At 71.6% G+C, this 25,396-nt stretch carries 20 protein-coding genes; 13 read left to right on the top strand and 7 right to left on the bottom strand.

Annotated features, from left to right (window positions below):
• Both OOJ91_RS06650 and nrfD read left to right on the top strand, forming a co-directional pair.
• Window positions 1-1,044: a 4Fe-4S dicluster domain-containing protein gene (locus OOJ91_RS06650; RefSeq protein WP_266243612.1), complete on the top strand. Its 1,044-nt coding sequence runs from the start codon at window positions 1-3 to the stop codon at window positions 1,042-1,044.
• Window positions 1,041-2,120 (top strand): NrfD/PsrC family molybdoenzyme membrane anchor subunit, encoded by a 1,080-nt coding sequence (gene nrfD, locus OOJ91_RS06645; protein WP_266243609.1) that lies wholly within the window; start codon window positions 1,041-1,043, stop codon window positions 2,118-2,120. The genes OOJ91_RS06650 and nrfD overlap by 4 nt, the downstream gene beginning before the upstream one ends.
• 56 nt (window positions 2,121-2,176) lie before the next feature.
• Here nrfD and OOJ91_RS06640 read toward each other — a convergent pair whose 3' ends face one another.
• Together OOJ91_RS06640 and OOJ91_RS06635 are read right to left on the bottom strand one after the other, a co-directional pair.
• Window positions 2,177-3,733, bottom strand: a complete 1,557-nt coding sequence (locus OOJ91_RS06640; RefSeq protein WP_266243607.1) for an OFA family MFS transporter — start codon at window positions 3,731-3,733, stop codon at window positions 2,177-2,179.
• A 305-nt stretch (window positions 3,734-4,038) separates the two neighbouring features.
• Complete coding sequence (locus OOJ91_RS06635) at window positions 4,039-4,638, bottom strand: winged helix-turn-helix domain-containing protein (RefSeq protein ID WP_266243605.1); 600 nt, start codon at window positions 4,636-4,638, stop codon at window positions 4,039-4,041.
• 243 nt (window positions 4,639-4,881) lie between these two features.
• Between OOJ91_RS06635 and OOJ91_RS06630 the strand changes: the two genes are divergently transcribed.
• Window positions 4,882-9,294 (top strand): S8 family serine peptidase, encoded by a 4,413-nt coding sequence (locus OOJ91_RS06630; RefSeq protein ID WP_266243603.1) that lies wholly within the window; start codon window positions 4,882-4,884, stop codon window positions 9,292-9,294.
• Between the two features lie 91 nt (window positions 9,295-9,385).
• On the opposite strand, the gene OOJ91_RS06625 is transcribed toward OOJ91_RS06630, so the two are convergent.
• On the bottom strand, window positions 9,386-9,889 hold the full coding sequence (locus OOJ91_RS06625; protein ID WP_266243602.1) for a winged helix-turn-helix domain-containing protein: 504 nt from the start codon (window positions 9,887-9,889) through the stop codon (window positions 9,386-9,388).
• 280 nt (window positions 9,890-10,169) lie between these two features.
• On the opposite strand from OOJ91_RS06625, the gene OOJ91_RS06620 reads away from it, so the two are divergent.
• The 4 genes from OOJ91_RS06620 (at window position 10,170) to OOJ91_RS06605 (ending at window position 13,928) form a co-directional block, all read left to right on the top strand.
• Window positions 10,170-11,180, top strand: coding sequence for a phosphatase PAP2 family protein (locus OOJ91_RS06620; RefSeq protein ID WP_266243600.1), 1,011 nt, complete (start codon window positions 10,170-10,172; stop codon window positions 11,178-11,180).
• A gap of 68 nt (window positions 11,181-11,248) precedes the next feature.
• On the top strand, window positions 11,249-11,944 hold the full coding sequence (locus OOJ91_RS06615) for a response regulator transcription factor (protein WP_266243598.1): 696 nt from the start codon (window positions 11,249-11,251) through the stop codon (window positions 11,942-11,944).
• Window positions 11,941-13,407 carry a sensor histidine kinase gene (locus OOJ91_RS06610; RefSeq protein ID WP_266243596.1) on the top strand — a complete coding sequence of 489 codons (1,467 nt, stop codon included), beginning with the start codon at window positions 11,941-11,943 and terminating at the stop codon, window positions 13,405-13,407. Before OOJ91_RS06615 ends, OOJ91_RS06610 begins: the two co-directional genes overlap by 4 nt.
• Before the next feature lie 38 nt (window positions 13,408-13,445).
• Complete coding sequence (locus OOJ91_RS06605) at window positions 13,446-13,928, top strand: hypothetical protein (protein WP_266243594.1); 483 nt, start codon at window positions 13,446-13,448, stop codon at window positions 13,926-13,928.
• A 16-nt stretch (window positions 13,929-13,944) separates the two neighbouring features.
• Here OOJ91_RS06605 and OOJ91_RS06600 read toward each other — a convergent pair whose 3' ends face one another.
• From OOJ91_RS06600 to OOJ91_RS06590, 3 genes are read right to left on the bottom strand one after another with little or no spacing between them, the layout of a single operon-like run.
• A complete protein-coding gene (locus OOJ91_RS06600; protein ID WP_266243592.1) occupies window positions 13,945-14,964 on the bottom strand; it encodes a D-alanine--D-alanine ligase family protein in 1,020 nt (339 codons plus the stop codon).
• Window positions 14,961-16,115 (bottom strand): alanine racemase, encoded by a 1,155-nt coding sequence (alr, locus tag OOJ91_RS06595; protein ID WP_266243589.1) that lies wholly within the window; start codon window positions 16,113-16,115, stop codon window positions 14,961-14,963. The genes OOJ91_RS06600 and alr overlap by 4 nt, the downstream gene beginning before the upstream one ends.
• Window positions 16,112-17,281 (bottom strand): acyltransferase family protein, encoded by a 1,170-nt coding sequence (locus tag OOJ91_RS06590; protein ID WP_266243588.1) that lies wholly within the window; start codon window positions 17,279-17,281, stop codon window positions 16,112-16,114. Before OOJ91_RS06590 ends, alr begins: the two co-directional genes overlap by 4 nt.
• A 149-nt stretch (window positions 17,282-17,430) precedes the next feature.
• Here OOJ91_RS06590 and OOJ91_RS06585 point away from each other — a divergent pair, with 149 nt between their 5' ends.
• Window positions 17,431-18,300, top strand: coding sequence for an LLM class F420-dependent oxidoreductase (locus tag OOJ91_RS06585; protein WP_266243585.1), 870 nt, complete (start codon window positions 17,431-17,433; stop codon window positions 18,298-18,300).
• A gap of 71 nt (window positions 18,301-18,371) precedes the next feature.
• Here OOJ91_RS06585 and OOJ91_RS06580 read toward each other — a convergent pair whose 3' ends face one another.
• Window positions 18,372-20,633 carry a catalase gene (locus OOJ91_RS06580; protein WP_266243584.1) on the bottom strand — a complete coding sequence of 754 codons (2,262 nt, stop codon included), beginning with the start codon at window positions 20,631-20,633 and terminating at the stop codon, window positions 18,372-18,374.
• Window positions 20,634-20,815: 182 nt separating this feature from the next.
• Between OOJ91_RS06580 and OOJ91_RS06575 the strand changes: the two genes are divergently transcribed.
• From OOJ91_RS06575 to OOJ91_RS06555, 5 genes are all read left to right on the top strand, one after another.
• Window positions 20,816-21,712 (top strand): alpha/beta hydrolase family protein, encoded by an 897-nt coding sequence (locus OOJ91_RS06575; protein WP_266243582.1) that lies wholly within the window; start codon window positions 20,816-20,818, stop codon window positions 21,710-21,712.
• Window positions 21,713-21,842: 130 nt separating this feature from the next.
• Window positions 21,843-22,625, top strand: a complete 783-nt coding sequence (locus OOJ91_RS06570; protein ID WP_266243580.1) for an ABC transporter ATP-binding protein — start codon at window positions 21,843-21,845, stop codon at window positions 22,623-22,625.
• Entirely contained in the window at window positions 22,622-23,344 is a 723-nt protein-coding gene (locus tag OOJ91_RS06565; protein WP_266243578.1) for an ABC transporter ATP-binding protein, read from the top strand. Before OOJ91_RS06570 ends, OOJ91_RS06565 begins: the two co-directional genes overlap by 4 nt.
• A gap of 28 nt (window positions 23,345-23,372) precedes the next feature.
• Window positions 23,373-24,251 (top strand): branched-chain amino acid ABC transporter permease, encoded by an 879-nt coding sequence (locus OOJ91_RS06560; protein ID WP_266243576.1) that lies wholly within the window; start codon window positions 23,373-23,375, stop codon window positions 24,249-24,251.
• On the top strand, window positions 24,248-25,363 hold the full coding sequence (locus OOJ91_RS06555) for a branched-chain amino acid ABC transporter permease (protein WP_266243573.1): 1,116 nt from the start codon (window positions 24,248-24,250) through the stop codon (window positions 25,361-25,363). Before OOJ91_RS06560 ends, OOJ91_RS06555 begins: the two co-directional genes overlap by 4 nt.
• Window positions 25,364-25,396 lie beyond the last annotated feature (33 nt).

The raw sequence follows: 25,396 nt of genomic DNA, 5'->3' as shown, positions 1-25,396 counted from the left end.
ATGCCCCACGCCAACGCCCTGTACGGGCCGCTCGATCCGGCGTCGGACGCCGGTTACGGGGATGCGCCGCCGCGGATGGGGTTCTTCACCGATACGAGCGTGTGTATCGGGTGTAAGGCGTGTGAGGTGGCCTGCAAGGAGTGGAACGGCGTTCCGGAGAGTGGTCTGGATCTGCTGGGGATGTCGTACGACAACACGGGGGCGTTGACCGCGAACTCGTGGCGGCACGTCGCGTTCGTCGAGCAGCCGCGCTCGGTCGGCCGGGAGGTGCCGGCGTTCGAGGGCTATCCGGACGGGCCGGCGGTCAGCCCGGCGACGGCGGCCGTGGGCGCGCGGACCAGCGCCGACACCGGCACGGATCCGGGTCTGCCACCCGGTTCGCCTGTCGCGGCGGCCCGGATGTCGGGTGGGCCGGAGTTCCTGGGGATGCCGGGTGGGCAGCCGCCGGGGCGGGGGACGGGTGTGGAGCAGCGGTCGGATTTTCGGTGGTTGATGATGTCGGATGTGTGTAAACACTGCACGCATGCGGCTTGTCTGGATGTGTGTCCGACGGGGTCGTTGTTCCGGACGGAGTTCGGGACTGTGGTGGTGCAGGAGGACATCTGTAACGGCTGTGGGTACTGCATTTCGGCGTGTCCGTACGGGGTGATCGATCAGCGTAGGGATGATGGTCGGGCGTGGAAGTGCACGCTGTGTTATGACCGGTTGGGTGTGGGGATGACGCCTGCGTGTGCGCAGGCGTGTCCGACGGAGTCGATTCAGTACGGGCCCCTGGACGAGTTGCGGGAGCGGGCGGCGGCGCGGGTGGAGGCGTTGCGGGAGCGGGGTGTTCCGGAGGCGCGTCTGTACGGGCACGATCCGAACGATGGTGTGGGTGGTGACGGGGCGTTCTTCCTGTTGCTGGACGAGCCGGAGGTGTACGGGCTGCCGCCGGATCCGATCGTGACGACGCGGGACCTGCCGGCCATGTGGAAACGCGCGGGCCTCGCCGCGCTGACGATGGCCGCCGCCACGGCTGTCGCGTTCCTGGGCAGGCGGCCATGACCGACGCGACGCCGCCGCACGAGCCGGTCGGCGCCCGGTTCCGCGAGTTCCAGGCCCACCTCGACCGGCCCGACGGGCAGCCCCGGGGGCGCGGTCGGGGTCGCGGCCACGACGGCGAGCAGCTCACCGTGCCGCCTGCCGACTTCAGCTCCTACTACGGCCGCCCGATCCTCAAGGCGCCGGTGTGGAAGCGCGACATCGCCGGCTACCTGTTCACCGGTGGCCTCGCCGCCGGCGGGGCGCTGATCGGTGCGGGAGCCCAGCTGACCGGACGCCCCGCCCTGCGTCGGGTGGGCCGCTGGACTGCCCTCGGCGGGACCGTGGCCAGCGCGTACCTGCTGGTGCACGACCTCGGGCGGCCGGAGCGTTTCCACCACATGCTCCGGGTCGCCAAGCTGACCTCACCGATGTCGGTGGGCACCTGGATTCTCACCGTGTTCGGACCGGTCGCCGGTGTGGCGGCTGTCGCCGAGCTCGGGCCACGGCTCCCGCAGCACGGTGTGCTCGGCCTCGCCCGCCGGCTCGCGCCCTCCGTCGGCGACGTCGCCGGCCTGGCCGCGGCGGCCACCGCTCCGGCGCTTGCCACGTACACCGGGGTCCTGCTCGCCGACACCGCCGTACCGGCCTGGCACGACGCGTACCCCTTCCTGCCGTTCGTCTTCGGCGGCAGCGCCCTGGCGGCGGCCGCCGGGGTCGGCCTCATCGCGGCGCCCGCCGCGGAGACCGTGCCGCTGCGGCGGCTCGCGGTCGCCGGCGCGGCCATCAAGCTTGTCGGCGGCCACCGGATGGAGCGGTTGAGGATCACCGGTGAGCCCTACCGGCACGGCCACAGCGGGCGGCTGGTCCGGGCGGGAAACGTGCTGCTCGGCGTGGGTGCGGTCGCCGCGCTGCTCGGTCGGCGCAGCCGGGCCCTGTCGGTGTTCGCCGGCGCGGCCCTGCTGGCCTCGTCGGTCGCCACCCGATTCGGCATCTTCGAGGCGGGCACCGTGTCGGCGCGCGATCCGCGGTACACGGTCGTACCCCAGCGGGAGCGCCTCGCCGAGCACGGCCCGACGGTGGCCGACGGCCGCCGCTGAGCGCGGCGGCAGCGCCCCGCGCGAGGCACCGCCCGTGCGCGGCGCGGCCCGAGCGCTCAGCCGGTGAACAGCTTCGCGGCAGTGATGGCGGTCTGGACGATGCCGTAGCCCAGCAGCGCCGCGACGAGCAGCCAGGACAACCAGAGCCGCCCGGTCTGGCCGCCGACGTGCTCGGGCACCGGCGGCCTGCTCTGCGGGCCGAGCGCGACCGGCTCGGTGACGGTGGCGCGCGCCACCGGCGACGTCGACCCCCGGTCCGGCTCGTGGAACCGGTCGGGCACGGCGCGGACCAGGAGGTTGGCGACGAAACCGATGGCGAGGACACCGACCATTGTGAACAGCGCGGGACGGTACGCCGAGGCGGTGAGCGTGCCGGGCTTGCCCTGCGTGTCGAGGATGCGGTTGACGATCAACGGCCCGGCGACACCCGCCGCCGACCAGGCCGTCAACAGCCGGCCGTGGATGGCGCCGACCTGGAAGGTGCCGAAGAGGTCCCGCAGGTACGCGGGCATGGTCGCGAAGCCACCGCCGTAGAAGGAGATGATCAGCGCGGCGATCAGCACGAAGACGGCTGTCGCGGCGTGGCCGGCCACGGCGAGCAGGGCGTAGAGCACCATGCCGACGCCGAGGTAGATCAGGTAGATGGGCTTGCGGCCGATGAGGTCGGACGTCGTCGACCAGACGAACCGGCCGGCCATGTTGAACAGCGACAGCACACCCACGAAGCCGGCGGCGGCCGACACCGAGACGGCCGTGGAACCGTTGTCCCGGAAGAAGTCCTGGATCATCGGGCTGGCCTGCTCCAGGATGCCGATGCCCGCCGTCACGTTGCAGAACAACACGATCCACAGCAGCCAGAACGAACGGGTCCGCACGGCGTTGGACGCGGACACGCTCGCTCTCGTCACCAGCGACCGCGTGGCGACGCGGGCGGGGTCGAACCCGGCGGGCCGCCAGTCCGGCGGGGGAACCCGGACGTTGAACGGGCCGAACATCATGATCACGAAGTAGCCGATGCCGAACGTGACGAAGAGCCCCACAAGCGCGGAACCCGACGCCACTGCGGCGGGGTTGGCCGGGTTGTAGTCGGAGTCGTAGAGCGACAGCAACTGACGCGCCAGCGGGCCGGCGACCAGGGCGCCGCCGCCGAATCCCATGATCGCCAGACCGGTGGCGAGACCCGGCCGGTCCGGGAACCACTTGATCAGCGTGGAGACGGGCGAGATGTAGCCGATGCCCAGTCCGATGCCGCCGATGACGCCGTAGCCGAGGTAGAGCAGCCAGAGTTGCTGGGTCGCGATGCCGAGCGCGCCGACCAGGAAACCGGTGGCCCAGAAGCAGGCCGAGACGAACATGGCCCGGCGGGGGCCGTTGCGCTCCACCCACCGGCCACCCACCGCCGCCGACGAGCCCAGCATGACGATGGCGATGCTGAAGATCGCCCCGATCGCCGTCTGGCTGGCGTCGAAGTGCGCGATGAGGGAGTTCTTGTAGACGCTCGTCGCATAGACCTGGCCGATGCAGACGTGCACGGCCAGCGCCGCGGTCGGGATGAGCCAGCGGCTGTATCCCGGGGGAGCGACTGTGTGCCGAGGGTCGAATACCGACAGCATGGGCTCCGCACCTCCTGCGGGTGAGTGGGCAGGCCGGCGGGGCAGGAGCTGTCCGAAGCCCGCGTACCGTCGCATTGCCCCCGGGGCGGAATCCGCGCAGGCCCGGATCGCACCCGGGCAGGGGAATCGCACCGGACTCCCGGCGGATGACCGGGCGGCTTCCGCCGCCACCTGGCGGCCCGACGCACGTCCGGCGTTCGCCGTCGATCGGCTGCATCTCACGTTACGTGGTCGCCGGTCCACCGCTCCCGGTTACCGGAAAACGGGGCGGGGCGTGCTGAGGAACTGCCCACATCAGGCAGCCGTCAGGCACGCCCGATCTGCGGCTCATGCCTGCCGGTGAGGCGCAGCCCGACACCGCGTACGGCCTCGATCGTGGCACCGGCGCCGAGGTCCCGCAACTTGCGGCGCAGCCGCTTCACCAGGGACTGCACGTCCGCCCTGCGCTCGCGCCCCTCGTCGTGCCAGACCGACCGGTGCAGCTCGGCGTAGCTCCAGATCCGCATCGGCTCGGTGATCAGGCAGGTCAGCAGGTCGTGTTCCAGACGGGTCAGGTCGACCTCGCGGGCGCCGTACCGCGCGGTGGACCGGGCCGAGTCGATGACCAGGGCGGGATCGGGCGCGGCGGTCGGCGTCGGGCGCGGCGGTGGCACGCCGGGCGGCCCGGGCCGCTGCTGCGGAATCGCGATCAGTCGACGCAGCTCGTCGAGGTCGGCCACCAGCAGCAGAGGCGCGATCCCGTCGAGACGCTCCGCGAGCCGGATGCGCTCGGTCGGCGACGGCGTCACCGCGATCAGCAACGGAAACGGGTCGTCTGCCGGATCAGCCCCGCCCAACGCCGTTTCGTCGTCCTCGGCCACCACACCGCCCGGGATCGATGGGAATCCCTGCCCAGTTATCGTCATGGTCCTGACAATGATTGGCAAGCGCGCCGCCAGCAGGGCAACCGTTAGCGACAAGTTGCTCACGGCAAGTTCTTGATCGTCCTTTCCTCTCGATCATAGTGTCCACTCGGGCAACCGGCGTGACCCGCGCGGTGCATGGGGAGGCATGAGGGGTCCAGTCGTTCGGTTCCATCGAGCGGGATCTCGCGCACTTCTCACCATGGCCCACTACACCCCTGGGTCGTTCTGAGGGAGGCAGCACCGATGTTCAGACGTCCACAATGGAGACGCACGGCCAGGTCACTGGTCAGCGCCAGCGCGGCGACGATCCTCGCCGCCACATGCCTGGCCAGCGTCGGCTCCGGCGCGCAGGCCGCGCCCGGTTCGCTGGGAGCGGGCACCGCCACCGGGGACAAGATCCGACCGGAGCTCGCCCGCCAGCTTGAGGCCAAGAGCGCAGGGGACTTCTGGATTCGGTTCAAGGACCGGGCGGACCTGAGCAAGGCCAGCGCCATCAAGGACTGGACGAAGCGCGGCGCGGCCGTCGCGCAGACGCTGCGGGAGACCGCCGCCGGAAGCCAGGGCAAGATCCGCGCCGAACTCGACAGCTCGGGTACGAAGTACCAGACCTTCTGGGCCACCAACGCCATCAAGGTGAACAGCGGCTCCCTGGCGATGGCGCAGAAGTTCGCCGCCCACGCGGAGGTCGAGGGCCTCTACGCGCCTGTCGACTACAAGCTGCCGGAACTCACCAAGGGAACCGACGAGAAGACCGTCAACGCCGTCGAGTGGGGCGTTGCCAACATCAACGCCGACGACGTCTGGTCCCAGTACGGCGTCACCGGCGAGGGCGTCACCATCGCGAGCATCGACAGCGGCGTGCAGTACGACCACCCGGCGTTGGTGAACTCCTACCGCGGCAACAACGGCGACGGCACGTTCGACCACAACTACAACTGGTTCAACGCCGCCGGAACGTGCGCCGACGCGCCTTGTGACGACGACGGCCACGGTACGCACACAATGGGCACCATGGCCGGCTCCGCAGGCGCGAACCAGATCGGTGTCGCGCCCGGGGTCAAGTGGATCGCGGCGAACGGCTGCTGCCCCACCGACGCGGCGCTTATCGAATCCGGTCAGTGGATGCTCGAACCGACCGACCTCAGCGGTCAGAACCCGGACGCCAGCAAGCGGCCGAACATCATCAACAACTCGTGGGGCACCCGGGACCCGTCCAACGAGCCCTTCATGGAGGACGTGACGCTGGCCTGGGCCGCGTCGGGCATCTTCGGTGTCTTCTCCAACGGCAACAGCGGGCCGGCGTGCCAGACCAGCGGCTCACCGGGCAGCCTCGCCAGCAACTACTCGGCGGGCGCGTACGACGTCAACAACACAATCGCCAGCTTCTCCGCCCGCGGCACCGGGCAGAACGGCGAGATCAAGCCCAACATCTCCGCTCCGGGCGTGAACGTCCGGTCGAGCATTCCCGGCAACGGGTACGGCACCGCCAGCGGCACCTCGATGGCCGCCCCGCACCTGGTGGGCGCGATCGCCCTGCTGTACTCGGCGGCGCCGACGCTCATCGGTGACGTCGACGGCACCCGTGCGCTGCTCAACGGCACCGCGATCGACAAGGCCGACGACCAGTGCGGCGGCACTGCCGCGGACAACAACGTCTACGGTGAGGGCCGACTGGACGCCCTCGCGCTGCTCGCCGCGGCCCCGACCGGTGATGTCGGCACCCTGGCGGGCACGGTCACCGACGCGGCCACCGGCGCACCGATCGCCGGCGCGACAGTGACGCTCACCGGTCCGACCTCGCGTGAGATCACCACCGGCGCCGACGGAAAGTACTCGACGCAGGTCCCGACCGGCGACTACCAGGTCGTTGTGTCGGCGTTCGGGTACGGCAGCGCCACGAAGACCGCGACTGTCACCAACCGCGCGACAACGACGCTCGACGTCGCCCTGACGGCGGTGCCGCGCGTCAATGTCACCGGCTCGGTCACCGACGGCTCCGGCCACGGCTGGCCGCTGTACGCCAAGGTGACAGTGAGCGGCGTGTCCGGCGTGTACGACTACACGACGCCGTCGAACGGCCGATACAGCATCACGCTGCCGGCCGGACAGACGTACACCCTGACGTACGAGTCGCAGTACCCGGGCTACCAGACCGTCACCAAGGAGGTCGTGGTCGGCACCCGCAACGTGACCGCGAACGTCGCGGTGCCGGTGGACACCACCACCTGCACGACGGCGCCCGGCTACACGTTCGGCTCCGACGGCGAGTACGAGACCTTCGACGCGACGACCACGCCGCCCGGCTGGACGGTGGTCGACAACGCGGGCACCGGTGACGTCTGGAAGTTCACCGACGACGGCGACCGGGGCAACCTGACCGGTGGCAGCGGCAACTTCGCGATGATCGACAGCGACGCGTACGGCGCGGGCACCACCCAGGACACCTCCCTGGTCAGCCCGGTGGTCGACCTGACCGGCGTCACGGCCCCGGTCATCCGGTTCAACCAGGACTTCAACCAGTTGAACGACGACACCGCCGACGTCGACCTGAGCATCGACAACGGCGCGACCTGGACGAACGTGCTCCGCCAGGAGACCGACGTCCGGGGCCCGAAGCTCACCGAGATCCCGATCCCGCAGGCGGCCGGCAAGGCGCAGGTCCAGGTGCGGTTCCACTACTACGACGCCTCGTACGAGTGGTGGTGGGAGGTCGACAACGTCCTCATCGGCAGCCAGGTCACCTGCGTGCCTGTCGACGGTGGCCTGGTCGTGGGCAACGTCCGCGACAAGAACGACAACAGCTACATCAACGGCGCCACCGTCACCAGCAACGACCGGCCCGCCGAGAAGGCGGTCACCGTGGCGACCCCGGACGACCCTGGGCTGCCCGACGGGTTCTACTGGATCTACTCGACGCTCACCGGCACCCACAAGTTCACCGCGACGGCCGGCAACTACGTCAGCCAGAGCAAGCAGGTCGACATCGAGGCCGACTGGGCCACCACCGCGAACTTCGTCCTCGCGGCCGGCCGGTTGTCGGTGACGCCCACGCAGGTGAGCGCGACGGTTCAGATGCCCAACGGCAAGGCAACCAGGACGTTCACCGTGACCAACACCGGCGGCGCGCCTGTCGAGGTCGGCTTCGGCGAGCGTGACGACGGCTTCGAACTGCTGCGGGCGGACGGTTCCCGGGTGACCCGGCAGCAGGTGCTCGGCGCGGCCGGCGCACCGGAGCAGCGGCTGAGCGTCCCGACGTCGTTCGCGGCCAAGGCGTCCGGCAAGGCGTCGACGGCGACCCCCGCCGCGGCCGGCCCCCAGGCCGCACCGTGGACGGACATCACCGACTTCCCGGCCAACATCATGGACAACCGGGTGGTCACCCTGGACGGCAAGGTGTACTCGATCGGCGGTGGCGACGGAAGCGCCTCCACCGTGAAGACCTACGCCTACGACCCGGTCGCGCAGACCTGGACGGCGGTGGCCGACCTGCCCGATGCCCGCAACGCGCTCACGGTGGGCGTGATCGGCGGGAAGATCATCGCAACCGGTGGCTGGGGCGCCGCCGGTCCGGACGCGGCAACCTGGTCGTACGACCCGGGGGCCAACACCTGGACGGACCTGGCCGACAACCCCGCTCCGCGCGCCGCGGCAGGGCAGGCGGTCGTCGACGGCAAGCTCTACGCCGTCGGTGGCTGCACCACCTCGGGTTGCGTGCCGATGTCGAACAGTGTGGTCCGCTACGACCCGGGCACCAACGCCTGGGAGACGCTTGCGAACTACCCGAAGTCGGTGGCCTTCGCCTCCTGCGGCGGCATCGACGGCGTCCTCTACTGCACCGGTGGCAACGACGGCACCGCGGCGCAGAAGGCCAGCTACGCCTACGACCCGGGCGCCAACACCTGGACCGCGATCGCGGACGCGCCGACTGACAACTGGGCCAGCTCGTACGCGGTGGCCAGCGGCAAGCTCCTCGTCGTGGGCGGTTCGCAGGGCGGCGCCATCAGCAACGCCGGCTTCGCCTTCGACCCGGCCACCAGCTCGTGGTCGAACCTGCCGAACGCCAACACCGCCCGCTACCGGGGCGGCGCGGCGTGTGGCTTCTACAAGATCGGCGGCTCGTCCGGCAGCTTCAACGCGGCACCGGACAGCGAGGTGCTGCCGGGCTTCGAGGGATGCGTCGAGGCGGCTGCCGACGTCAGCTGGATGACCATCGACAAGTCGACTGTCACCCTCGCGCCGGGTGAGAAGGTCACGGTCACCGTCGGGATGACGGCGAACGTGGACCAGCCGGGCACCTACTCCGGTGCGGTCACGATCAAGGAGAACACGCCGTACTCGGTCGCGCCGGTGACGGTGACCATGACGGCCACGCCCCCGAAGACCTGGGGCAAGCTGATGGGCACGGTGACCGGGACCAGTTGCCAGGGCGCGTCCGCGCCGATCGCCGGCGCGGTGGTCCAGGTCGACTCGTGGGCGATGTCGTGGACGTTCGCGACCGACAGCGCCGGCAAGTACGCCTACTGGGTGGACCGTCGGAACAACCCGCTCACGATGATCGTCGCCAAGGACGGCTGGAAGCCCCAGACCCGTCAGACGAAGATCGACACCGCCACTCCCGCAGTGGAGAACTTCGCGTTGGTGCCCATCCGGTGCTGACACCTGAGCGGTAAGCGGTAGCGCACCGATCCGGCCCGCCTGGTCCTCGACCAGGCGGGCCGGACCATGATCTCGACGGTCGGGGGTGCGCTCAGACGGGGGCGAGCCGGAAGCCGACGCCGCGGACCGCGTGGATCGTGGTGGCGGCGTCGAGTCGTGCGAGCTTGCGGCGCACCCGGCGCACCACGGAGTGCATGTCGGACCCGCGGCCGAGGTGCCTGTTGCCCCAGACCTCGAGGTGCAGTCGCTCGTAGGTCCAGACCTGCCCGGGAGCGTCGACCAGGCAGAGCAGCACGTCGTGCTCCAGCCGGGTCAGGTCAATCTCCTGGTCGCGCCAGCGCAGCACGCGGCGGTCGGAGTCGACGCTCAGATCGGGCGGCGGCTGCGGGCTCGGTGTCACCTCCGCGAGTACGGTCGGGACGGGCGCGGGCGCGTCGGGGGGCATCTCGACCACCCCGAGGAACTCCCGCGCCTGGTCAACGTTCGAGACGATCAGGAAGGCGTCGGTCCCGCCGAGCAGACGGGCCAACTGCCGGCGCTCAGCCGGCGAGGACGCGATGCCGATGACCAGCGAGGCGACCGGAATTCCCTGCATTGCCCAACCCCTTCCGGTTCCCCACAATCACTCCGGATGGTTTTCGCACCGCCGAGCACGACCATCGATCGGCGTCCTGACCCTAGTGGTGGCTCGTCTCGGCTGGGTAAAACATAGTTGCATGTAAGCATGTGAATGGGGTCTCACGTCTCGGCCGTGCGGACGGCTTGGCGACAACGACGCGGGATCGCCCGGTTTTTCCGGCGGTGATCGGTGGTTGTGACAGAACGAAGACAATCCGCGGACGGCGTCCGGACCTGGTGGGCCGAGCATGGTCGGCATGTCTCACGGATCGTCGTACCCCGTCGGTTTGTCGTCGCCCGGCCCCGCGCGAACGCTGCCGTCCGGACGCGCCGCTGTGCCGCCGTGCCTGCGGTTGCTCGGCGCGGCCGTCTCTTTCCTGCTCGCCCTGGCTCTCACCGGCGTGCTGTTCGTGTGGACCGACCAGGGTCAGTGGATCGACGGGCTGCTCCTGCCGCGCGCCGAACGGGGCGGCGGTTACGAGCAGGCGAGTGACCTGATCGGGCCGGCGGAGACAGTCCTGGCGACCTTCGGCAGCCCGACACTGCTGGCCGTCCTGCTCGGCGCTGTGTTGGCGGTCGGTCTGCTCGGCCGCCGGCTGCTGGCCGGCGTCGCGGGGGTGGGCACGGTGCTCTGCGCGGTCGCGACGGCCGGTGCGGTGAAGTCGGCGCTGCCCCGCCCGGACTTCGCGATCGAGGGCTCGACCAGCCACAACAGCTTCCCCAGCGGTCACGTCGCGGTCGCGACGGCTCTGGTGCTGGCCTTCCTGCTTGTCGTACCCGGCTGGGCCCGACGGTGGTTGGTCGTGCCGGGCGCGGCGGGCGTCTCGGTGATCGGGGCGGCCACCATGATCGCGGGATGGCACCGGTTCAGTGACGTGCTCGGCGGCGTCCTGCTGAGCGTGGCGCTGTTCTGCCTGGCCGCGGCGGCGCTGACGGTCCGACGTGGCGGCGACGCGTCACAGCCGCGTGCCACGCCGGTCGTCGGCCGCGCCTGGCGCGCGGTCGGCGAGGGCGCGGTGGGGTTGATCGTGCTCGGCTGGGTGGTTCGGGTGCTGGTGCCGGGTCTGGCCGCCTCGCTGCCGTGGGGGCCACTCGTGGCTGTCCTGGCGGCGGCCGGGTTGAGCGTGGTGGCGGTGGGCGTGGCGGTGTTCCTGGTGCGGTCGGTGGAGTTCGTCGGACCGCTCGGTCCGCCGCAGCGGCAGCGACCGGCCGAACCGGGGGCCATGGAGCGCCTGGTGACGACTGACGTCCGGACGGCGCGGCGCTGACGGGTCGATACCCGACCGCGAGACATCGACCAAAGGCGAATAACTCTCATGATGGAATACTTGACGGCATGCCACAGGTCCTGCTGATCGAAGATCACCAGACGGTCCGTGACGGACTGCAGCTGGCGCTCACCCGGCAGGGCCACACGGTCGTCGCCGTGGCGACAGGCGAGCAGGGCTTGGAACGGCTGCGGACGGCGGCGTCCGACGTGGTGGTCCTCGATCTCATGCTGCCCGGTATGGACGGTTTCGAGGTGTGCCGCCGGATCCGGCAGCAGGGCGACCTGCCCATCATCATGCTCACCGCCCGCAACGACGACATGGACGTGGTTGCCGGGCTGGAGGCGGGCGCCGACGACTACGTGGTCAAGCCGGTGCAGGCCCGGGTGCTCGAGGCGCGCATCCGGGCGGTGCTGCGACGCACCGGCGGCGACTCGCGGCGTCCCGGCCCCGAGCGGTCCGGTCTGCACCAGCACGGCGCCCTGACCATCGACCGGGCCGCGCTGGTGGTCAGCAAGGACGGGACTCCGGTCAGCCTGGCCCCGACGGAGCTGCGGCTGCTGCTCGAACTCGCGCACACGCCAGGCCAGGTGCTCAGCCGCCAGCAACTGCTGGAGGCCGTGTGGGAGCACGGGTACCTCGGCGACTCGCGGCTGGTGGACGCCTGCGTCCAGCGGCTGCGCGCCAAGATCGAGGACGAGCCGTCGGCGCCTGTCTACATCCAGACGGTACGCGGCTTCGGATACCGGTTCGGGCCGCTGTGAACCCGTGGCACTGGGCCCGCGCCATGGCACTGGGCCTGCGCGTCCGTCTGCTCCTGGCCTTCGCCCTGCTGGGCCTTACCACCACTGCGGTGGTGGCCAGCGGAAGCTACTTCCAGGCCCGGACCGTCATCCTGCAGCAGGCGCAGGACGCGGCGGTGGCGTCGCTCACCGACCAGCTGTCGAAGGTGTACCCGGTCGTCAGCCTGCCGCCGACCCAGGAGGAACTCGACCTGCTGGCCCAGCGCCTCTCCGACCGGGAGGGCGACGCCGTGGTCCGCTACGGGGAGCTGTGGTCGCAGCGCGTCGACCAGATCGACGCGCTCACGCCGGAGCTGCGTCAGGAGGTGGCGGACGGTCACATCGCCTGGCAGCGCGTCGACCGCGTCGGGAGGCCCGCGCTGCTCATCGGCACGCAGCTCAGGTTCGACAGGCCCGACGGAACGTCCGTGCCGTCGGGCCTGGAGGTCTACTCGGTGCGCAGCCTCGCCTCCGAGCAGCAGAGCATCGACAGGCTCGCCACGTTGGCGTGGGTGACCGGCGGTCTCTCCCTGGTCCTCGCCGTCCTGCTGGCCCTGCTGGCCGCCCAGGGCGTGCTGCGGCCGGTACGGGAGTTGGGCCGCGCGGCACGCCGCCTCGGCGAGGGTGACCTGTCCACCCGGCTGACCGTTCGGGGTGTCGACGAACTGGCCGACGTGGCCCGCACCTTCAACGACACCGCCGGAACCCTGGAGCGTCAGGTCGGTGAGCTGCGGCGGATGGAGGCCGACGCGCGGCGCTTCGTGGCCGACGTGTCGCACGAACTCCGTACGCCCCTGGCCGCGATGACGGCGGTCACCGATGTGCTGGACGAGGAGGCGGACCGGCTACCGGGGGATGCCGGGCAGGCCGCCCGGCTCGTCAGTCAGGAGACGCAGAACCTCACCCAGCTGGTCAACGACCTCATCGAGGTCAGCAGGTTCGACTCCGGCACCGCCCGGCTCGCCCTCGACGACGTCGACGTCGCCGCGGCGGTCAACGCGACCCTGCGGCTGCGGCGCTGGGCCGATCGGGTGCGCACGGATCTGCCGTCCGGTGTCATCGCCCGGCTCGATCCCCGCCGACTGGACGTCGTCGTCGCCAACCTGGTCGGCAACGCCTTCCGGCACGGCGCCGAGCCGGTGTCCGTACGCCTGCGCGCCGAACCGGACTGGATCACGATCGAGGTCGCCGACCAGGGGCCGGGGTTGGATCCGGAGGTGCTGCCGCACGTCTTCGACCGCTTCTACAAGGCCGACACCGCGCGGACCCGCTCCGAGGGCAGCGGCCTCGGCCTCGCCATCGCCTGGGAGAACGCGCGCCTGCACCGGCACGCCGGGCAGTCCGGAAGTCTGGTCGCGGGCAACGCCCCCGACTGCGGCGCGGTGTTCACGCTGCGCCTGCCCCGGGTGGCGGCGGAGACCGTGGACGCCGGAGGCGTACGGTGATCCGCGCTTGCCGTGGGCGCACGGTGCCGCGCCGGCGCGTGGCGCGGACGCTGCTCGCGGTCGGGCTCCTGCTCACTGTGCTCACGGCTGGCTGCGGAGTCCGGCCCAGCGACGTCATCACCGGCCGCTCCGCGGTGAGCGGCTCGTCGGCGGGCGCGGGCCTCTACCTGATCTCGCACGGCGAGCTGGCGCTTGTCCTGCGAGCGACGAAACCCAGTCCCGGTCCCTCGTCAGCGGCCGCGACGCTCACGCTGCTCGCGGCCGGTCCCACACCGAGCGAGCGGAGCGCGGGGCTCAGCAGCGAGGTACCGGCCGCCACCGCGCCCGCCACGGTGACGCCGAGTGCCGACGAGCCCGGCATCACGGTGACGATGTCCGGCGCCGTGCTGCCGCTGTCGACAGTCGCGGCCAACCAGATCATCTGCACAGTGGTGTTCGCCGTGCCGGGGGAGGGCACGACCCCGGTCACCCTCGTCGGTCCGGACGGCACCCGGCCACCCTGGACCTGCCCGCTCGAGTGACCGGGGCGTACGCCGCTCACACCAGATCGACAGCCCGCGCCGGCCGGGGCAGCCCGGCCGGCGTGACCGGACCACTGTCGACAAGCGCGCCGGAGACCAGGATGTCGAGCAGGGCGGGAAACCCGAGGCCGGCCCGCGCCCAGATCTGCGGGAACTGCGACGCGGCGGTGAATCCCGGGAAGGTGTTCACCTCGTTCACGATGGGCTCCGCGCCCTCGCCGGAAAGGAAGAAGTCGACCCGCAGCAGACCCCGACAGTCGAGGGCGTGGAAGGCGCGGATCGCCCGGTCCTGGAGCACCTCGGTGGTGGCCGGGTCGAGCGGGGCGGGGATCTGGAAGACGGCCCCTCCGTCGTACTTCGCGTCGTAGTCGAAGAAGCCGGCGCCGCTCACCCGGATCTCCAGGGGCGGCCCGGCCTGCACCCGGCCGTCGGGGTGTTGCAGGACGGCGACGTCGATCTCCCGACCGCGCGCCCCCTGCTCGACGAGCACCTTCGGATCGACCTCCCGGGCCTGTTCGAGCGCGGCCGGCAGGGCCGCCCAGTCCGTCACCCGGACGACGCCCAGGCTGGAGCCGGCCCGTGCCGGCTTGACGAAGACCGGCAGGTCCAGTCGCTGCTGCTCGGCCGGCGACAGGTCCTCCCCGGGGCGCAGGGTCACACCCGGGCTGACCCGCAGGCCGTCCGCGGCGAGGAGCCGCTTGGTGACGCCCTTGTCCATGCCCGCCGCGCTGGCGAAGACGCCGTTGCCGACGTACGGCACACCGAGCCACTCCAGCAGCGACGCGACGGTGCCGTCCTCGCCGTACGGACCGTGCAGGGCCGGGAACACCACGTCCTGGGCGCGCAGCACCCGTAACGCCTGGGGCAGGGGAGTGGGCCGGCCGCCGACGTGCCACCCGCCGTCGGTGTCGATGAGCACCTCGGTGACCTGGTACCGCTCGCGGTCCAGCCCGGCCAGGATGCTCTCCCCCGAACGCCGCGACACCTCGTGCTCCCCGCTCTGTCCGCCGTACAGCACTGCCAGTCGCGTTGTCATGCGACGTCCGCCCTTTCCTGGAGATGGTCGCGGCCCACTCGGGCCCCGATGCCGGTCAAGATCTCGTGCGGGTTGGTGCCGGCCCAGCTCGCCCACTCGGCGACTGTCGGCGGGCCGACGGTCGCTGTGGTGTCGTCGCGGGCGGGGCCGAGCACGACGACCGGATCGCCGATGGCCACCGGCAGGTCACCCGCATCGACCACGCACTGGTCCATGGCTATGCGCCCGACGACCGGGCAGCGCCGGCCGCCGAGCCACACCTGCGCGCGACCCTCGGTGGCCCGGGGCAGCCCGTCGGCGTAACCGAGCGGCAGCAGCGCCAGCGTCGTCGGCGCGGCGGTCACGTACTCCGGCCCGTAGGAGACGCCCGTGCCGGCGGCCACCCGCTTCACGTTCACCACTGTCGTCCGCAGCGTCAGGGCAGCGCGCAGCCCGAACGCGCCACGACCGAGCGCGCCGAACGGGTCGACGCCGTAGAGGGCCAGCCCGATCCGGCAGAGGTCGAAGCGGGTCCGGGGCGCCGACAGCGCCGCCGCCGAGTTGGCCAGGTGCACGAGGTCGGGGTCGAGGCCGGCGCCCCGGGCGAGGCGCAGCGCCTCGGAGAACGTCCGCACCTGACGGGCCAGCCCCGGGGTGCCGGGCACGTCCGCGTCGGCCAGGTGCGACCACACGCCGCGCACGCGTACCCCGCCCTCCACCTCGTACTTTCGGGCCCAGGTGACGAGGTCGGGCCAGTCGTCGCGGCCGGCGCCGTTGCGGGTCAGGCCGGTGTCGGCCTTGAGCTGCACCGTCGCGGGCACGCCGAGGCGCAGGGCCGCGTCGGCCACGGCGTGCAGGTGCGTGGTCGTCGAGACACCGACGTCGACGCCCGCGCTGATCAACGTGTCGAAATCGTCGTTCGGGCGGTGCAGCCAGCTCAACGTGGGCGCGGTGATGCCCGCGCCGCGCAGGGCCAGCGCCTCGGCCGCCGAGGTCACCCCCAGCCAGGTGGCGCCGGCGCGCAGCGCCGCCCGGGCGACAGGCACCGCCCCGTGGCCGAACCCGTCCGCCTTCACCACAGCCATCAGCGCGGTGTCGGTGACCGCGGCGACGGTGCGCACGTTGTCGGCGATCGCCCCGAGGTCGACCACCGCCTCGGCCAGCGCGCTCATGGGGCGCCCACCGGGTGGGAAGCTGCCGGGGTCGCTTCGCGCCGGGGCGCGGGGAGCGCGAACAGCCAGCGGGCGTGCACCGCCAGCAGCCCGCGATGGATGGCCAGGCTCAGGCCGATGACGAGCGCGGTCAGCAGGACCGGGTAGCCGAGCACGACCAGGCTCTGGGCGACCGGGTCCAACCCGGAGACCGGGTCGAGCAGCAGCCGGTCCAGCAGGGCCAGGACCGGCATGTGGATGACGTAGACAGGCAGGGTGGTACGCCCGAGCGTGGTCAGTCGGTCGCTGAAGGTGGGTGACCGCGTCAGGCGGGCGGCGGCGGTGATGCCGAACGCCACCGCCACGACCGACACCACAGGCCACACGCCGAACCACCGCTGGGCGCCGGCCGCCGCCATCGCGGCGAGCGCGACGGCGTACGCCACTGCCGTCAGCACGAGTCGTCGCCGGCTGGCCGTCGTAGCCCACCGCTCGATGTGCGGACGCAGGTACAGGCCGGCGAGGAAGAAGACCAGGTTCTGGTAGAGGCCCGCGCGGTTGCCGGGCGTGGCCAGCAGGCCGGCGGCCGCGATGGCGGACAACACCGCCGCGGGTACGACGACAAGCACCCGGGGCAGTCGGCGGGCCGCCTTGGCGAGCGTGAAGTAGAGCGCCAGTGCGTACAGGTACCAGAGGTTGGAGGGCGTGACGGTGAGCTGTTCCAGCAGACCGAGGGCGGACGCGGCACGGTCGGTTGGGAAGTTCGGCACCAGGGCGAGGACCGTGCTGTGGATCAGCAGCCACACGGCGTACAGGTAGAGGAACCCGGCAATGCGGCTGCGGGCGACGGTCCGCCAGGGCCGCTTGACGGCGTTCGCCGCGAAGACGCCGGAGATGGTGAAGAAGAGCGGCATCCGCAGCGGCAGGAACTGCTCGCCGAGCGTGCCCCACAGTCCCGGCACGGGTGCGCCGACATGCCAGTCGATGCGCAGGTAGTCCTTGACGACGACGTGCCATCCGACGACGAGGATGATGCAGACGCCCTTCGCGGCGTCCGCCCACTGCGCGCGGGGCGACCGGCCGGTGCCGGGGTCGGCCTCGGTGCGCCGTCGGTGACGGAACCGGACGCGCGTGTCGACGTCGTACCCGTCAGGTCGCGACTCGGTGAGAGACAGCTCTTGGATCACCCAGCAGAAGCTGCCAGCCGGATATCCCCGCCCGATCCACGAATTGTCATGAACAGGTAATGGACTCCGGCGGGGGACACGACCATCTTTTCGCGCGACGCGTTGAGCATCCGAGGGCCACTACTAGGCTCGGTCGTGGAGGTGCCTACATGAAGCTCGGGCTGCACTACTGGAACTTCTCGACGCCGGCCGATCCGGCCGCCATCGCGCCGACGCTCGCCGAGGCGGCCACCACCGCCGAGCAGGCAGGCGTGGCGTCGTTCACGGTCATGGACCACTTCTTCCAGATGGAGGCGCTGGCTCCGGCCGAGGAGCCGATGTTGGAGGCGTACACGACGCTTGGTTACGTCGCGGCGAAGACCCAGCGGATGACGCTCGGTGTGCTCGTCACCGGTGTGATGTACCGCTATCCGGGGCTGCTCGCCAAGACCGTGACGACCCTCGACGTGCTCTCCGGCGGCCGGGCCCGGCTCGGCATCGGGGCGTCCTGGTACGAGCGGGAGCAGCGCGGTCTCGGCGTGCCAGTGGTGCCGGTGGCGGAGCGGTTCGAGCGGCTGGAGGAGACGCTGCGGATCTGCCGGCAGATGTGGAGCGACGACAACGGGCCGTTCGACGGGCGGCACTACCAGCTCACGGAGACGATCAACTCGCCCCAGCCGTTGCGCCGTCCGCACCCGCCCATCATGATCGGCGGCAGTGGCGAGAAGAAGACGCTGCTGCTGGTCGCCCGGTACGCCGACGCCTGCAACCTGTTCGGCACCGGCGCCGAGGGGATCGCGCACAAGCTGGACGTGCTGCGCGGGCACTGCGCCGCCGAGGGCCGCGACTACGACAGCATCGAGAAGACCGTGCTGGCCTCCAAGCCGCCGCTTGAGGACCTCGACGAGTTCCTCGCCGAGGTGTCCGCGTACGCGGCGCTGGGGGTCACCGAGGTCCAGGTCACGCCTGACCGGCACCCGGTGGAGTTCGCCGAGCGGCTCGGCGACGAGGTGCTGCCCCGGCTGGCCGACATCGGTTGATCCTGCGGGACGCCACGAGGGGCTGTCCGCCGTCGAGCGGAGGACAGCCCCTCGTCGGGTGACTACCCGGGTCAGCCGACCGAGGCGGGGAACCTCTCCCACACCCGGTGCGCGGCCATCAACTGCTGCACCTCGGTCAGCGCCTCGGCGCCCGAGCCGGCGGACACGATGCCGGGGGTGCCCGCCACCCCGGCCTGCTCCAGCACTGTGACGCCGGCGCCCCAGGCGCCGATCGCCTTGGCGTGCCGCCAGCACTCCTCGACCAGGAGCAGCACGCGGGGGTCGACGGTCGCCGCGCCGGGCCGACCGCCCTTGGCGTCGCGGGCGGGCAGCGCGTCCGGCGCGGGTGCCGGCGCACCGGCCAGCAGGATCGCGTCGAACTCGACCGACCGGCCGGTGGCGAAGGTCCGCTGGACGGGCAGGTCGCCGACCATGCCGCCGTGCGGGGCGATCAGCAGGGGGACCATGCCGGCGTCGAACACGGCCCGGCGGACCTCGTCGACGCCGTCCAGGTCACCGTCGGGGTCCACGACGATCCCGACCGTGCGGCCGTCGGCCGGCCACTCCCTGCCGAGCTGCGACAACGCGGGGCTCGGCGCGACATCTGCCAGCGGCACCGTCGGCTGCGGCGCGGGCAGACCGAGGCCTGTGGCGACCTGCTCGCACAGCACCGGGTCGATGTTGGCGAGAGACTGGAGTTGACGCTCCTTGATCGCCTGGTGGTAGCACTTGGCCAGCTCGAAGGTGTACGCCCGGATGATGTGCTCCTGCTCGACCGGCGACATGCTCCGCCAGAACAGGCGTGCCTGGCTGTAGTGGTCGTCGAACGAGGCGGGGTTGGCGCGGACCTTGGGGGCCTGTGCCACGGTCACCGGCACGTCGAGAAACGCGTGCTCGGCGTCGCCGGCCGGGAAGGGGTTGCCACCGTCGAGCGAGTTCGGCCGGTACGGCGCCACTCCGGCGTGCACGGCCTGCTGGTGGAAGCCGTCGCGCAGCATGTCGTTGACCGCGGTGTGTGGGCGGTTGATCGGGATCTGCGAGAAGTTCGGCCCGCCCAGCCGGGTGAGCTGCGTGTCGACGTACGAGAAGAGCCGGCCCTGCAGCAGCGGGTCGTTCGTGACGTCGATGCCCGGCGGAAGGTGGCCGAGGTGGAAGGCGACCTGCTCGGTCTCGGCGAAGAAGTTCGTCGGCGTCCGGTTGAGGACCAACGTGCCGATCGGCTGCACCTCCGCCAGCTCCTCCGGCACGATCTTCGTCGGGTCCAGCAGGTCGATGCCGCCGAAGGTCTCCTCGGGGGTGTCGGGGAAGACCTGGATGCCGAGTTCCCACTCGGGGAACGCGCCGGCCTCGATGGCGTCGTAGAGGTCCCGGCGGTGGAAGTCCGGGTCCATGCCGCTGAGCATCTGCGCCTCCTCCCAGGTCAGGGAGTGCACGCCCAGCTTCGGCTTCCAGTGGAACTTGGCCAGCACCGTCTCCCCGGCCTCGTTGACGAGGCGGAAGGTGTGCACACCGAAGCCCTCCATCGTCCGGTACGAGCGCGGGATGCCCCGGTCGGACATGTTCCAGATCGTGTGGTGCTGCGCCTCGGTGTGCAGCGAGACGAAGTCCCAGAAGGTGTCGTGGGCGCTCTGCGCCTGCGGGATCTCCCGGTCGGGGTGCGGCTTGCCGGCGTGGATGATGTCGGGGAACTTGATGGCGTCCTGGATGAAGAACACAGGCATGTTGTTGCCGACCAGGTCGAAGGTGCCCTCGTCGGTGTAGAACTTGGTGGCGAAGCCACGGGTGTCGCGGACCGTGTCGGCCGAGCCGCGCGACCCCAGCACTGTGGAGAACCGCACGAAGACGTCGGTCTCGCGGCCCTTCTTGAGAAAGCCGGCCCTGGTGACCGCCTCGGCGGTGCCGTGGGCGGTGAACACCCCGTGTGCGCCCGCGCCCCGGGCGTGCACCACACGCTCCGGAATGCGCTCGTGGTCGAAGTGCGTGATCTTCTCGCGTAGGTGGTGGTCCTGGAGCAGGACCGGCCCCCGGGGCCCGGCCTTGAGCGAGTGGTCGGTGTCGCGCAGCCGCGCCCCGTTCGCAGTGGTCAGGTACGCGCCCTGCTGGCCGTTCGCGGTCGCCGGCGCGCCGGTCTCGGCGCCGGTGGGCGTACGGGTCTGCGGTGCGCCCTGTTCCGGCGTGGGCGGCAGTGGGTCGTGGGGCGAGGTCGGCTCCTCGACGGGCGGGGGTGCGCTGCCCGGGGCGCCGGGCACCTCAGGCGTCAGCGCGTCGGTGATCTTTTCTGAGGCGGTCTTCACGGCGTTCTTGACCGCCTCGGCGGGCTTGCTGGATTCCACTTGGCGAACCTCTCCATGGAGCGTTTGGGCAGGCCCCTGCACCCCTACCCCTGGTCGGAGGGCCGAAACGCGTGGAAGATCCGATCTGCGGGTGGGACTGGTGATTTCACCGATGCGCGGCGTGACCGGAGCGGCGAAGACTGACGAACGTCGATATCGCTCGACTCTAGGGAGTGCCTGACGTGCCGTCACCAACCACCACCCGTCCCCGTTCCGTCCCCGCTCGGGCCGTCCGGCTCGCGCTGGCCGCCACACTGCTCGCCGCCGGTGTCCTCACCGGACCCGCCCCCGCCCAGGCCGCCGGCCCGTACGAGCGGGGCCCCGCCCCGACCACCGCGATCCTGGAGGCCAGCCGCGGCCCCTTCGCCACCGCCTCGCAGAGCGTGTCCTCGTTGAGCGTCACCGGCTTCGGCGGCGGGGTCATCTACTACCCGACAAGCACCAGCGAGGGCACGTTCGGCGCCATCGCCATCTCGCCCGGCTACACCGCCGCGTGGTCAAGCATCAGCTGGCTCGGGCCGCGGATCGCCTCGCACGGCTTCGTGGTGATCGGGATCGAGACCAACACCCGCTTCGACCAGCCGGACAGCCGTGGCCGGCAGTTGCTCGCCGCGCTCGACTACCTCACCGAGCGCAGCTCGGTGCGCAGCCGGATCGACAGCAGCCGCCTCGCCGTGGCCGGGCACTCGATGGGTGGCGGCGGCACCCTGGAGGCGGCCTCGTCGCGGCCGTCGTTGCAGGCCGCGGTGCCGCTGGCGCCGTGGAACACCGACAAGAGCTGGTCCGAGCTGCGGGTGCCCACGCTGATCATCGGAGGCGAGAGCGACACTGTCGCGCCTGTCGCGTCGCACTCGGTGCCGTTCTACACAAGCATCCCGGCCTCGGCCGAGAAGGCGTACCTGGAGTTGAACGGCGCGAGCCACTTCTTCCCGCAGACGGTCAACACGCCGACGGCGCGGCAGATGGTGGCCTGGTTGAAGCGGTTCGTCGACGACGACACCCGCTACGAGCAGTTCCTCTGCCCGGGCCCGAGCGGGTCGGCGATCGAGGAGTACCGCAACACCTGCCCCAGCTCCTGAGCACGCGTGTCGGGGCGGTCGCCGGTGGCGGCCGCCCCGTTCGTGTCACGGCATCGAAGGTCTTGACGCCATATCCGAGAAACGTACACTGCGAGTGTAAATAACACCCGCCACGGCAGAGGGATGGGTGATGGAACGCGGGCTCGAACTGCACGGCATCGGCGTCCGTTTCGGCGGCCTCACAGCCCTCGACGACGTCTCGCTGCGGGTGCCACCCGACCGGGTGGTGGGCGTGATCGGGCCCAACGGCGCCGGCAAGACCACGTTGTTCAACGTGATCTGCGGCTTCGTGTCGCCGCAGACGGGGTCGCTCACCCTGGACGGTCGGCCGCTGCGACCACGGCCGCACCGGCTGACCCGACTCGGCATCGCCAGGACCCTGCAGGGGACCGGGCTCTTCGCCGGCCTGAGCGTCCTGGAGAACGTGATGACGGGCGCGTCGCACACGGCCCGCGCGGGCTTCGCGTCGGCGCTCTTCGGGCTGCCCCGCAGCGACCGCGACGAGCGCCGGCTGCGCCAGCACGCCCTCGACGTCCTCGACGACCTGGGGATCGCCGGGCACGCCGCCGCCGCGCCGGGCACGCTGCCCTTCGCCGTACGCCAGCGGGTCGCCCTGGCCCGCGCGCTCGCCGCGCGGCCCCGGCTGCTGCTGCTCGACGAACCCGCCGGCGGCCTCGGAGCCGACGACATCGCCGAGTTGGCCGAGCTGGTCCGGCAACTTCCCCGGCGCGACGCCGACCCGTGCGCGGTGCTGCTCGTCGAGCACCACATGGACCTGGTGATGGCCGTCTGCGACGAGCTGGTGGTGCTCGACTTCGGCCGGGTGATCGCCTCCGGCACGCCGGACGAGATCCGCGACGACACCGCGGTCACCGACGCCTACCTCGGGGCCCTCGTCGAGGAAACAGCATGAGCGGGGCGGATCTGCTCGTGGTGCGGGGGTTGGTGGCCGGTTACGGGGCCACGCCCGTGTTGCGGGCCGTCGACCTCACCGTGCCGGCAGGCACGATCGCCGCCGTCGTCGGCGCCAACGGCGCCGGCAAGACGACGCTGCTGCGTGCGCTCTCCGGCATGATCCGGCCGGCCGCCGGCCAGGTGCTCCTCGCGGGGGAGGACCTGCGGGGGACGCCCGTGGAGCAGCTCGTCCGGCGCGGCATGGCGCACGTGCCGGAGGGGCGGGGCGTGATCAGCGAGCTGACAGTCGACGAGAACCTGCGGCTCGGCGGGCTGTGGCGGCGTGACCGGGCGGACTCCGGCCGTGCCCTCGACGAGGTCTATCAGCTCTTCGAACCGCTGGCCCGGCGTCGCCGGCACCTCGGTCACCAGCTCTCCGGCGGTGAGCGGCAGATGCTCGCGCTCGGCCGGGCGCTTGTCGGCCGGCCACGCCTGCTGCTGCTCGACGAGCCGTCGCTGGGCCTGGCGCCCCGGGTGGTCGCCCGGACCATGGCCCTGCTGCGCCAGCTCCGCGACCGTACCGGCCTGACCGTGCTGCTTGTCGAGCAGAACGTGCGCAGCGCGCTCGCCGTGGCCGACCAGGGTGTCGTGATGTCCCTGGGCCGGGTGGTGGTCGCGGCTCCGGCGGCCACGCTGCGCGACGACGACGACCTGCGCCACGCGTACCTCGGTTTCTGACCCACCTCGTCCCCTGGAGGGAGGACTGTTGGACCGCTTCGTCTTCCTCACCGTCGACGGTCTGTCGCGGGGTGCGGTGTACGCCGCGTTCGCGCTGGCGCTTGTGCTCATCTGGCGGGCGGCGCGGGTCGTCAACTTCGCCCAGGGGGCGATGGCCGTCGCCGCCGCGTACGTCGCGTACTCCGTGTCCGCCGCGACCGGCTCCTACTGGCTGGGCTTCGTGGTCGCGATCGTCGCCGGCCTGCTGCTCGGCGCGCTTGTGGACCGGGTCGTGATGCGGCACGTCGACCACGCCTCGCCGCTCAACCCGGTAATCGTCGCGCTCGGGCTGGTGCTGGTGCTGCAGGCAGTGCTCGGCATGGTGTACGGCAACGAGTTCCGCCCCGCCGACGTACCGTTCAGCCGGTCCGCCCTCACCGTGGGCGGGGTCGCCGTGCTGTCGCCGTACGACCTGTTCGTCTTCGCCACGATCGGGGTGGTGGTATGCGCGTTGGCCTGGATGTTCGCGCGTACCGCTGTGGGGTTGCGGATGCGCGCGGCGGCCTTCGCGCCGGAGGTCTCCCGCCTGCTCGGGGTGAACGTCGGCGGGATGTTGACGCTCGGCTGGGCGCTCGCGTCCGGCGTGGGCGCGCTCGCCGCGATGCTCGTCATCCCGACCGAGCTGGGCCTGCACCCGCACGCCATGGACCTGGTGTTCGTCTCGGCGTTCACGGCTGCGGTGGTCGGCGGGCTGGACAGTCCACCGGGTGCGGTGGTCGGTGGCCTGGTGGTGGGCCTGCTGCTCTCCTACGTCAGCGGGTACGCCGGCAGCGACCTCACCCCGCTGGCGGTGCTCGTCCTGCTGTTGGCGGTGCTGCTGGTCCGGCCCGGCGGGCTGTTCGCCCCGGTCGCGGCGAGGCGGGTGTGAGCGCCACCCGGGCGGCAGTGCCGCCGAGGCAGTGGGTGGGCGAGGCCGGCGACCGTCCGGTCGACACCGGGCGTCGCGGCTCCACCCTGCTGCGGCACCTCGCCGTGCTGCTCGCCGTGGGCCTGGCGCTGGTGGCGGTCAGCTACGCCGTCGAGCCGTTCCGCAACTTCCAGCTCGCGACTGTGGCGGCGTACCTCTGCGCCACCGCCGGGTTGACGGTCCTCACCGGGCTCAACGGTCAGCTGTCGCTGGGGCACGGGGCGTTGATGGCGACCGGCGCGTACACAGTGGCCCTGTGCCAGAACGCGTTTCTCGACCGGGGGTTGACCGGCGGCTGGCTGTTGCCGCTGTCGCTTGTCGCGGCGGTACTGGGCACGGTCGCGGTGGGCGCGGTGGTCGGTGTGGCGGCGGCCCGGTTGCGCGGGCCGTACCTCGCCGGGGTGACCCTGGCCGTGGCCGTCGTGGTGCCGGCGTTGGCAGTCACCTTCGACGGCGTCTTCAACGGCGAGCAGGGGCTGTCGGTGCCTGTGGAGCCGCCGCCGATGGCGCTCGGCGCGTACTTCCCGTACGAGCGGTGGCAGCTCTGGCTCTCGGGCGCTGCCACCCTGCTCGCCCTGCTGCTGGTGGCGAACCTGATCCGCAGCCGGTACGGGCGGACGTTCCGCGCGGTGCGCGACGACGAGGTGGCGGCCCGGCTCGCGGGCATCCACGTGGCGCGCACCCAGGTTCTCGCCTTCGTGGTCAGCGCCGCCACGGCGGGGCTCGGCGGTGGCCTTCTCGCGATGCTCGCGCAGAGCGTCTCGCCCGGGGCGTTCTCGTTGACGCTGTCGCTCTTCCTGTTGATGGCGGTGGTGATCGGCGGCCTCGGTCGCCTCGCCGGCGCGCTGTGGGGGGCCGTGCTGCTTGTCGCCCTGCCTGACCTCACCCACTCCGTGACCGAGCTGTTCACCCTCTCGCCGGCGGTGGCGCAGCGGCTGGAGGGCAACCTCCCGCTGGCGATCTTCGGCGTCACGCTGATCGTCGTGATGATCGCCGCGCCGGGCGGTGTGCAGGGTCTGTTGTCCCGTCTCGGCCGGGCCCTGCTGGCCCGCTGGCCGGCGCGGCGTTCCTGAGCTGTCCCCGGCCCGGCCTCGGCCGGGCGCTCC

The organism is Micromonospora lupini, from assembly GCF_026342015.1.
Taxonomy (GTDB): domain Bacteria; phylum Actinomycetota; class Actinomycetes; order Mycobacteriales; family Micromonosporaceae; genus Micromonospora; species Micromonospora lupini_B.
Note: the sequence above shows the minus strand (reverse complement) of the source record. Positions and strands in the feature narration are given on the sequence as shown.